The 972-nt window shown below is 43.4% G+C and carries 1 protein-coding gene; it reads right to left on the reverse strand.

Annotated features, from left to right (window positions below):
- Nucleotides 1-27 precede the first annotated feature (27 nt).
- Nucleotides 28-972, reverse strand: a 945-nt coding sequence (locus QVP90_RS00620; RefSeq protein ID WP_288203603.1) for a DegT/DnrJ/EryC1/StrS family aminotransferase, incomplete at its 5' end; no start/stop codon positions are given.

The following is a 972-nucleotide window of genomic DNA, read 5'->3' on the forward strand; positions in this document are numbered from 1 at the left end:
AAATTCAAAAAAGTACTCATCAAGAACTTATTTCTTCATACAGTTTTTAATCTCTGTAACTATATAAGCTACATCCTCATCCGTTACACAAGGACCTGCAGGGATACAAAGTCCCTTATTAAACAGTTTCTCGGAAGTACCGTCTATGTAACAGGGATTATTTTTGAATACCGGTTGCAAATGCATAGGTTTCCACAACGGTCGTGTCTCGATACCCTTAGTATCAAGAGTTACCCGCAGTTCTTCATAATCAAACCCCGTAAGTTCCTTATCGATCAGAATTGTGCACAACCAATAATTCGCATTAAAACGGCTGTCCGGATTAGACATTAAAGTAATACCTTCCATATCGGCAAAAGCCTTCTCGTACAAATCATGTACATGCCGGTGATGGGCGATATGGTCATCCAGAACCGTCATCTGCCCACGACCGATACCGGCACAGATATTACTCATACGATAATTATATCCGATATGTTCGTGTTGGTAGTACGGAAACGGTTCACGAGCCTGAGTAGCATAATACATCGTCTGTTTCTTGGCAGCTTCATCCGCTACGACCAAAGCGCCTCCACCGGAAGTCGTGATCATTTTATTGCCATTAAAACTCAAAGCGCCGAATGTACCGAACGTACCACATTTGCGCCCATTAAATTCCGAACCTAAAGCCTCCGCAGCATCCTCTAATACAGGTATTTCATATTTCTCAGCTATCGCACAAATCTCATCGATCTTTGCCGGCATGCCATAAAGATGAACGGGAATGATCGCTTTGGGCTTCTTACCTGTCTTCGCTATCCGGTCTTTAATCGCTTTTTCCAAAAGAACCGGACTCATATTCCAGGTATCCTCTTCACTATCCACAAATACAGGCGTAGCGCCTAAGTAAGTAACCGGATTGGCGGAAGCACAAAAGGTAAAAGACTGACAGACCACCTCATCACCGGACTGTATCCCCAATTGGATCAATGC

The sequence above is a fragment of the Bacteroides sp. CAG:189 genome (genome assembly GCF_000432295.1).
In the GTDB taxonomy this organism is placed as follows: Bacteria; Bacteroidota; Bacteroidia; order Bacteroidales; family Bacteroidaceae; genus Bacteroides; species Bacteroides salyersiae.